This window comes from Halomonas sp. (genome assembly GCF_031581305.1).
Taxonomy (GTDB): domain Bacteria; phylum Pseudomonadota; class Gammaproteobacteria; order Pseudomonadales; family Halomonadaceae; genus Halomonas.
The window spans coordinates 1-8,890 of sequence record NZ_JAVLBC010000135.1 but is presented as its reverse complement, the minus strand read 5'-3'; the positions used below and the strand labels follow the sequence as shown (position 1 = coordinate 8,890).

Sequence of the window (8,890 nt, the reverse complement as noted above, 5' to 3'; positions counted from 1 at the left end):
CCCAGCTCGTGGGTGGCCTCCTCGCGCATCTTGAACTTCTGGATCTTGCCGGTGACGGTCATCGGGAAGTCGTCGACGAACTTCACGTAGCGCGGGATCTTGTAGTGGGCGATCTGGCCCTTGCAGAAGGCCTTGAGCGCCTCTTCGTCGAGGCTCTCGCCTTCGCTCAACTTCACCCAGGCCATCACTTCCTCGCCATACTTCTCGTCGGGCACGCCGATCACCTGGACATCGGAGATGGCCGGATGGGTGTAGAGGAAGTCCTCGATCTCGCGCGGGTAGATGTTCTCGCCGCCGCGGATGATCATGTCCTTGATGCGTCCGACGATCGCCACATAGCCCTCATCGTCCATGGTGGCGAGGTCGCCGGTATGCATCCAGCCGGCCTTGTCGATGGCCTTGTCGGTGGCTTCCGGGTTGTTCCAGTAGCCGAGCATCACGCTGTAGCCGCGGGTGCAGAGCTCGCCGGTCTCGCCGCGGGGCACGACGGCGCCGGTGTCGGGGCTGACCAGCTTGACTTCCAGGTGGGGATGGATGGTGCCCACGGTGGTGACGCGTTTTTCCAGCGGGGCATCGGTCTGGGTCTGGGTACTCACCGGGCTGGTCTCGGTCATGCCGTAGCAGATGGTGACGTCCTGCATGTTCATGCGATCGATCACCTTGCGCATCACCTCGATGGGGCAGATGGAGCCGGCCATGATGCCGGTGCGCAGGCTGGAGAGGTCGAAGGTCTCGAATTCCGGATGCTCCAGTTCGGCGATGAACATGGTCGGCACCCCGTAGAGCGTGGTGGCCTTCTCCTCGGAGACCGCCCGAAGCGTCGCCTCCGGCTCGAAGCCGTCCCCGGGGTAGATCATGGTGGTGCCGTGGGTCACGCAGCCCAGGTTACCCATCACCATGCCGAAGCAGTGATAGAGCGGTACCGGAATCACCATGCGGTCGGCTTCACTGAGGTTCATGGTACGGGCCACGAAGAAGCCGTTGTTGAGGATGTTGTGGTGGGAGAGGGTGGCGCCCTTGGGTGCCCCCGTGGTTCCCGAGGTGTACTGGATGTTGATCGGGTCGTCGAACTGCAGGCTGGCCTGGACATCGGCCAGGTGCTCGGCGGAGACCTCGTCAGCATGGGCCAGCATCTGCGGCCAGGTGAGCATGCCGGTCAGCGCGCGGTCGGCATCGAGGCAGACCACCCGCTTGAGCTCGGGCAGGCGCTGGCAGGAGAAGGTGCCCGGGGCACCATCGCGCAGCTCGGGGGCCAGCTCGGCCAGGGTGGCAACGTAGTCGGAGGTCTTGAAGGCCCCCTGCAGGACCAGCGTCGAGGCACCGGACTGCTTGAGGGCGTAGTCGAGCTCGTGGGTGCGATAGCTGGGGTTGATGTTGACCAGGATGGCGCCGATCTTCGCGGTGGCGAACTGGGTGATGGTCCATTCGGCACAGTTGGGCGACCAGATGGCGACGCGATCCCCCTTGTCCACCCCCAGGGCGAGCAGGGCACGGGCCGCCTCGTCCACGGCCTGCTGCAGTGCCTTCCAGCTGTAACGCAGCCCCTGGTGGCGGCTGATCAGGGCGTCGCGTTCGGCAAAGCGTGACACGGTGTCGTCGAAACAGTCACCGATGGTCTGGCCCTTGAGGGGCGTATCACTGATGCCGCTGACGTAGCTGATCGATTGATGTTGGCGTGTCATGGTGTTTCTCGTCTTGTTGTTGCCTGTGGCGGTGTGCGTGAAACCGGTGATGACGTCGTGCTTCGCTTAGGCGGCGCCGGGTCGCCTGTTCGATGCTCAGGCCTCGTGGCCGAGGTTGCGCAGCACCTCTCGGGCACGGTGATCCACGTCGTCGAGCTCCATGCGCATCAGGCGGATGTCCTCCAGCTGTCTCTCGAGATTGGCGCGCTTGTCGGCCAGTATCTCCAGCAGTCGCCACAGCTGGCGAGCGTTGCCGTCGGGCATGGCGTCGTACATCATCACCACTTCGCGGATCTCGGCCAGCGAGAATCCCAGCCGCTTGCCGCGCAGGGTGAGCTTCAGGCGCACCCGGTCCTTCTCGCGGTAGATGCGCTTCTGTCCCTCGCGTCGGGGTGCCAGCAGGCCCTCCTGCTCGTAGAAGCGGATGGTACGTGGCGTGACCTCGAACATCCTCGCCAGCTCACCGATGGTGTAGTGTCGGTGCTGGCGGGGCAGGGCCTCCTGGCTGGCCTCGTCGGCCGGGGCACTTGTCTGTGTCATGACGTTGATCCTGTGACCGGGTGGTGAACCGGCGGTTTCCCACCTCGTCTGGCAACACTAGACGAGGTTTACGTTAACGTAAAGTGCTTGTTCGACCATGGGGTGATATGGGATAAACCTAGCAATTGCTAGGTTGGTGTCCAGCCGGCCGGGCGAGGCAACGATGTTGCCGGGTGTCCCCGAGACCCGCCTGGGGGCCGCAGTGGCCCGGACAACAACCACAAAGACGTCACCCACCCATTGCTGAACAAGAGGGATTCCCCATGGACTTCTCCCTGACCGATGACCAGAAGGCGCTGGCTGCGGCGGCCGCCGACTTCGCGAGGGCCGAGCTGGTCGACCACGCCGCCGACTGGGACGCGCGTTCCCACTTCCCGGTGGACGTGATCCGCCGGGCCGGCGAGGCGGGGTTCCTCGGCATCTATACCCCGGAGGAGCACGGCGGCCTGGGCCTCTCGCGCCTCGAGGCCTCGCTGATCTTCGAGCAGCTCGCCCAGGGCTGCATCGCTACCACCGCCTACCTGACCATTCACAACATGGTGACCTGGATGATCGCCAGCTGGGGCGACGATGCCCTGCGCGAGGCCTGGGTGCCTGCCATGGTAGCCGGTGAAGCGCTCGGCTCCTACTGCCTGACCGAGCCCGGTGCCGGCTCCGATGCCGCCAGCCTGCGCACCAGGGCCGTGCGCGAGGGGGACGAGTATGTCCTCTCCGGCAGCAAGATGTTCATTTCCGGCGCGGGGGCCACTGAGGTGCTGGTGGTCATGGCCCGCACCGGCGCACCCGACAGCGGCGCCGGCGGCGTCTCGGCGATCGTGGTACCGGCCGATGCCGCGGGGGTCGAGTACGGCAAGAACGAGGAGAAGATGGGCTGGAAGAGCCAGCCGACGCGCCTGGTCAGCTTCGACAGCGTGCGGGTGCCGGTCACCAACCGCCTGGGGGCGGAGGGGGAAGGCTTCCGATTTGCCATGAAGGGCCTCGACGGCGGGCGCCTCAACATCGCCAGCTGCTCGCTCGGGGCCGCCCAGCAGGCGCTGACCCTGTCGCGGGACTACCTCGCCGAGCGCAAGCAGTTTGGGCGCGAGCTGTCGAGCTTCCAGGCCCTGCAGTTCAAGCTCGCGGACATGGCCAGCGAATTGACGGCCGCGCGGTTGATGGTGCGTCATGCCGCATGGCGGCTCGACGAGGACGACCCCGAAGCCACGGCCCACTGCGCCATGGCCAAGCGCTTCGCTACCGACATGGGCTTCAACGTGTGCAATGAGGCTCTGCAACTTCATGGTGGCTATGGTTACATCCGTGAATACCCCCTGGAGCGTCTGGTCCGTGATACCCGAGTGCATCAGATTCTCGAGGGCACCAATGAGATCATGCGCCTGATCGTCGCCCGTCGCCTGCTGGCCGACGGTGTCATCGAATCCTTGCAATAGGAGAGCCCAGATGTCGGACCTTGCAGTACTCTTCGACGAGCTGCCCACCCGCGATGGTGGCCGCATTGGCGTGGCCACCCTCAACGCGCCGAAGTCGCTCAACGCCCTGTCGCTGGAGATGATCCGCCAGCTCGAGGCCAAGCTCGAGGCTTGGGCGGTGGACCGCAGCGTGGTGGCGGTGTGGCTCGAGGGCAGCGGCGACAAGGCCTTTTGTGCCGGCGGTGACGTGGTGGCCCTCTACCGCTCGCTGACCGAGGAGGGCGAGAACCGCGGTGCCGGCCGCGACGGCCTCTTCGCCGAGACCTACTTCTCCGCGGAGTACCGTCTCGACTACCGCATCCACACCTACCCCAAGCCGCTGATGGTCTGGGGCGACGGCATCGTCATGGGCGGCGGCCTGGGGCTGCTGGCCGGCGGCTTCCAGCGCCTGGTCACCGAGACCACGCGCATCGCCATGCCGGAAATCACCATCGGCCTCTATCCCGATATCGGTGCCAGCTGGTTCCTGGGGCGCATGCCCGCCGGGGTGGGGGCCTACCTGGGCCTGACCGGGGCCCAGCTCAATGCCCGTGATGCCCTGGACCTGGGGCTGGCCGACCGCTTCATCCCGAGGGAGCGCCGCGAGGCGCTGCTCGGCGCCCTGGAAGAGGCCGACTACGGTGACCGCAGCCTGTCGGCCCTGCGCGCCGGGGTGCAGGGGGTGCTCGACGGCCACGAGGACCGCCGCGCCGTGCCCGCCGGCCAGGTGTGGCCGCACCTTGACCATATTCAGGCGCTGGTGGGCCGGGTGGATGCGGTCACGGCCGTCAAGCGCATCCTGCGCGACACCACCGACGACGGCTGGCTCGCCGCCAACCGCGCCCGTCTCGAGACCGGCTGCCCGATGAGCGCCCAGTTGGTGTGGCGCATGCTCGAGCGCCACGCCCACACCAGCCTCGCCGATGCCTTCCGCGACGAACTTGGCCTGTCGGTGCAGTGCTGCCGCCAGGGCGATTTCGTGGAGGGGGTGCGCGCGCTGCTGATCGACAAGGACAAGGCGCCACGCTGGCAGCATACCAGTGTGGCCGGGGTGCCCCAGGCCGATATCCAGGCCCTGATGACCCCGCTCTGGTCCAGCGAGTCACATCCCCTTCGCGACCTCGGTGTCGGCCACCGGATCGGATGAAGACTGACGTTGCAACTGAGGTGCCCAGCGAGAGACGCAGGGGACAGGTCGTAGAGCGAGTCCTATGCCATGGATGGCATCGGTAGCGCCGAGGGACAGGGTCACAGCGCTTCCTCGATGGTCCGACACGTCGGGACATGTCGCCGGCCCAGTATCAAGCATTGCAGCTTCAGAGTTCACGAAATCAACAACAAGGAGCACAACCTATGAATATCGCCTTTATCGGCCTTGGCAACATGGGCGCGCCCATGGCCATCAACCTGGTCAAGGCCGGCCATGACGTCACCGTCTTCGATCTGGTTGAAAGCGCCATCCAGGCCCTGGAAGCCGAGGGGGCAAAGCGCGCTGCCAGCGCCGAGGCCGCCGCCGCTGGGGCGGACGTGGTCGTCTCCATGCTGCCGGCTGGAGCACACGTCAAGGGGCTCTATCTGGGCCGCGATGGCGCCCCGGGGCTGCTCGATGCCCTCGAGGGCAAGCCGCTGCTCGTCGACTCCTCGACCATCGCGCCGGATGATGCCCGCCTGGTGGGGGCCGCCGCCGCCGAGCGAGGCTTCACCTATCTGGACGCCCCGGTCTCCGGCGGAGTGGGCGGGGCCAAGGCCGGTACCTTGACCTTCATCGTCGGCGGCGAGGCGGTCGGTTTCGACCAGGCCAAGCCGCTGCTCGAGGCCATGGGCAAGAACATCTTCCACGCGGGGGAAGTGGGTGCTGGCCAGGTGGCCAAGATCTGCAACAACATGCTGCTGGGCATCCTGATGTCGGGTACCGCCGAGGCTCTGGCGCTGGGTGTGAAGAACGGTATGGATCCGGCCGTGCTCTCCGAGATCATGAAGCAGAGCAGCGGCGGCAATTGGGCGCTCAACGTCTACAACCCCTGGCCCGGCGTGATGGAAGGTGCTGCTGCCTCCCGTGACTACCAGGGCGGCTTCCTGACCGACCTGATGGCCAAGGACCTGGGGCTGGCCTGGGAGCTGGCGCTGGGTTCGAAGTCCACCGTCCCCATGGGGTCTCAGGCCCGCAACCTCTTCGCCCTGCACAGTGCCCAGGGCAGTGGCCAGCTCGACTTCTCCAGCATTCAGACCCTCTACCGCCAGGGCGAGGAGACGTAAGCGCCAAGCAGCCAAGCAGCCAAGAAAACCTCCAGCAGAGTCGCCTGCTGGAGGTTATTCCTTGTCGCCATGGTGGTGCGTGAGCAACATCCTGCTCGGCGCTCGGCGCGCTTTGCCCTCCCTTCGGGGACGCGGCACAATCCAGTGCCCGTTTTCTTGTCGAGAGCCTGCATGAGCGCACCCGCTTCCCCGTCCTCGTCCTCCGCCCCTCGGCCAGGTCCCGCCCGTCGCGACCTGCTCGAGGGGCCCATCGGCCTGACGCTACTGCGCAAGAGCCTGCCGGTGGTCGGCGGCATGATCGCCATGATGAGCTTCAACCTGGTGGATACCTGGTTCATCTCGCGCCTCGGCACCGAGGAGCTGGCGGCGGTGGCCTTCACCTTTCCGGTGGTGTTCACGGTGATCAGCCTGGCCATCGGCCTGGGCATCGGCACCTCGGCAGTGGTGGCCCGCCGGCTGGGGCAGGGCGACCTGGACACGGTCAGGCGGCGGGCCACCGATGCGGCCCTGATGGCGGTGGGGGTGGGGCTGTGCATGACGCTGCTGGGACTCGCCACCCTGGAACCGCTGTTCCGCCTGATGGGCGCCGATGACCTGCTGATGCCGCATATCCGCGACTACATGGGTATCTGGTACCTGGGGGCGGCGGCGGTCATCGTGCCGAGGGTGCTCAACAGCATCCTGAGGGCTCACGGCAATACGGCCACCCAGGGGCTGATGATGGTGCTGGCTGCCGGGGCCAATGTGCTGCTGGACTGGTGGCTGATCTTCGGCATCGGGCCCTTTCCGGCCCTGGGGGTCTCCGGCGCGGCGCTCGCCACCGTGTTGAGCTGGGCGCTCATGGCCGGTGTACTGGTCGTCCAGCGCGAACTGCGCGATCTCTTCGACCTGGCCGGCCTGACTGGGCGCGGGCTGCTCGATTCATGGCGTGAGCTTGGCCGCATTGCGGGACCGGCGGCCGTCACCAGTGTCTTCACGCCCATTGCCCTGGGGCTGGTGACTCGCATCGTGTCAGGCCATGGCCACGATGCGGTAGCCGGCTTCGGCGTCGGGACGCGTATCGAGGCGATCTCCCAGATCGCCGTGCTGGCGCTCTCCATGACCCTGTCACCGCTGGTCAGCCAGAATGCCGGCGCCGGCCAGCATGATCGCGTCCGTCGGGCGATCCTGGGTTGCTTCGTCTTCGTGCTGGCCTGGCAGCTGCTGGTCTGGGGCGTGCTGCAGTTGCTGGCACCCTGGCTGGTGGCCGGCTATGCCAAGCGAGCGTCGGTCGGGGAGGTATTGCGTAGCTTCCTCTGGCTGGTGCCTCTCGGGCTCGGTGCCCAGGGCGTGGTGATACTGGCGGTTTCCTCGTTCAACGCCCTGCACCGTCCTGCTCGTGCCATGCGGCTGTCGGTGGTCAGGCTCTTCGCGCTGACCGTGCCGCTGGCCTGGCTGGGCGGGCGGTTGGCCGGCAGCACCGGCGTCTTCGCCGGGATGCTCGCTGCCAACCTGCTGGTCGCGCTGGTCGCCTGGCGACAGATTCGCGCCGAGCTGGCGCGCCAGGGAGCGCGCTGAAAGACGAGCGAGCAGGCGACTTCGTACTTGGCAGATGCGTCCGTTTGGTCTACATTCTATGAAAATATAGAAATTACCAGCACGCCAATCGAGGACACTCCATGAGCCAGATCACCCCCGTCACCTGGGACGACCCCTTCCGCCTCGTCGATCAGCTCTCCGAGGACGAGCGCATGGTCCACCAGACCGCCCATGACTACTGTCAGGAGAAGTTGCTGCCGCGGGTGCTGGAGGCCAACCGTCACGAGCGCTTCGACCGCGAGATCATGAACGAGATGGGCGAGCTGGGCCTGCTCGGCGCGACCATCGACGGCTACGGCTGCGCCGGACTGAACTACGTCAGCTATGGTCTGATTGCCCGAGAAGTGGAGCGTGTCGACTCTGGATACCGAAGTGCCATGAGCGTGCAGTCGAGCCTGGTGATGTACCCGATCCATGCCTTCGGCAGCGAGACCCAGCGCGAGAAGTACCTGCCGAAACTGGCCAGCGGCGAGTGGGTGGGGGCCTTCGGTCTCACCGAGCCCGACCACGGCTCCGATCCCGGCGGCATGAGTACCCGTGCCACCCGAACCGATGCCGGCTGGCGGCTCAATGGCACCAAGACCTGGATCACCAACTCGCCCATCGCCGACGTCTTCGTGGTCTGGGCACGGGATGACGAGGGGGTGGTCAACGGCTTCATCCTCGAGAAGGGCATGAAGGGCCTCTCGGCCCCCAAGATCGAGGGCAAGTTCAGCCTGCGCGCCTCCATCACCGGCCAGATCGCCATGCAGGACGTTGAGGTCTCGGACGATCAGCGCCTGCCCGGCGTCACCGGCCTCAAGGGGCCGTTCTCCTGCCTCAACCGCGCCCGCTACGGCATCGCCTGGGGCACCATGGGAGCTGCCGAGGCCTGCTGGCATGCGGCCCGCGACTATACCCTGGAGCGCAAGCAGTTCGGTCGCCCCCTGGCCGCCAATCAGCTGATCCAGAAGAAGCTCGCCGACATGCAGACCGAGATCGCCCTGGGCTTGCAGGCGGCGCTGCGCGTCGGCCGCATGATCGACGACGGCCAGCTGGTCCCGGAGGCGATCTCGCTGATCAAGCGCAACAACTGTGGCAAGGCGCTGGACATCGCCCGGGTGGCCCGAGACATGCACGGCGGCAACGGGATCAGCGACGAGTACCACGTGATCCGCCATGTGATGAACCTCGAGGCGGTAAACACCTACGAGGGCACCCACGACGTCCATGCCCTGATCCTCGGACGTGCCCAGACTGGCATCCAGGCCTTTACCGGCTGAGCCGGCAGGCTACATGGCATGCGACTAACTGGCATGCGACGAACGAGGGTATCGGGAACAAGCCGAAGGGGAGGTCCTACGCCAGGGATGGCGTCGGTAGCGTACAGGGAGGTATTCACAGCGC

The 8,890-nt window shown here is 66.3% G+C and carries 7 protein-coding genes; 5 read left to right on the top strand and 2 right to left on the bottom strand.

Translation table 11 applies throughout. From position 1 onward, the window contains the following. A partial coding sequence (locus tag RI841_RS11620) for an AMP-binding protein (RefSeq protein WP_310705764.1) occupies window positions 1-1,682 on the bottom strand: 1,682 nt, incomplete at its 3' end. A gap of 96 nt (window positions 1,683-1,778) precedes the next feature. After that, entirely contained in the window at window positions 1,779-2,222 is a 444-nt protein-coding gene (locus tag RI841_RS11615; RefSeq protein WP_310705763.1) for a MerR family DNA-binding transcriptional regulator, read from the bottom strand. A 263-nt stretch (window positions 2,223-2,485) separates the two neighbouring features. Between RI841_RS11615 and RI841_RS11610 the strand changes: the two genes are divergently transcribed. The 5 genes from RI841_RS11610 (at window position 2,486) to RI841_RS11590 (ending at window position 8,766) form a co-directional block, all read left to right on the top strand. Beyond that, the gene (locus tag RI841_RS11610) at window positions 2,486-3,652 is read left to right on the top strand and encodes an acyl-CoA dehydrogenase family protein (protein ID WP_310705762.1); all 1,167 of its coding nucleotides are present in this window, start codon (window positions 2,486-2,488) and stop codon (window positions 3,650-3,652) included. 10 nt (window positions 3,653-3,662) lie between these two features. Continuing rightward, on the top strand, window positions 3,663-4,817 hold the full coding sequence (locus RI841_RS11605; RefSeq protein ID WP_310705761.1) for an enoyl-CoA hydratase/isomerase family protein: 1,155 nt from the start codon (window positions 3,663-3,665) through the stop codon (window positions 4,815-4,817). A 206-nt stretch (window positions 4,818-5,023) separates the two neighbouring features. Continuing rightward, entirely contained in the window at window positions 5,024-5,926 is a 903-nt protein-coding gene (gene mmsB / locus RI841_RS11600; RefSeq protein WP_310705760.1) for a 3-hydroxyisobutyrate dehydrogenase, read from the top strand. Window positions 5,927-6,097: 171 nt separating this feature from the next. Next, window positions 6,098-7,483: an MATE family efflux transporter gene (locus tag RI841_RS11595; RefSeq protein ID WP_310705759.1), complete on the top strand. Its 1,386-nt coding sequence runs from the start codon at window positions 6,098-6,100 to the stop codon at window positions 7,481-7,483. A 101-nt stretch (window positions 7,484-7,584) separates the two neighbouring features. Beyond that, the gene (locus tag RI841_RS11590; RefSeq protein ID WP_310705758.1) at window positions 7,585-8,766 is read left to right on the top strand and encodes an acyl-CoA dehydrogenase; all 1,182 of its coding nucleotides are present in this window, start codon (window positions 7,585-7,587) and stop codon (window positions 8,764-8,766) included. Window positions 8,767-8,890: the final 124 nt, after the last annotated feature.

Coding starts and splice junctions, on each gene's coding strand:
- RI841_RS11615 (WP_310705763.1), bottom strand. CDS start 2,222: ATGACACAGACAAGTGCCCCGGCCGACGAGGCCAGCCAGGAGGCCCTG.
- RI841_RS11610 (WP_310705762.1), top strand. CDS start 2,486: ATGGACTTCTCCCTGACCGATGACCAGAAGGCGCTGGCTGCGGCGGCC.
- RI841_RS11605 (WP_310705761.1), top strand. CDS start 3,663: ATGTCGGACCTTGCAGTACTCTTCGACGAGCTGCCCACCCGCGATGGT.
- mmsB (WP_310705760.1), top strand. CDS start 5,024: ATGAATATCGCCTTTATCGGCCTTGGCAACATGGGCGCGCCCATGGCC.
- RI841_RS11595 (WP_310705759.1), top strand. CDS start 6,098: ATGAGCGCACCCGCTTCCCCGTCCTCGTCCTCCGCCCCTCGGCCAGGT.
- RI841_RS11590 (WP_310705758.1), top strand. CDS start 7,585: ATGAGCCAGATCACCCCCGTCACCTGGGACGACCCCTTCCGCCTCGTC.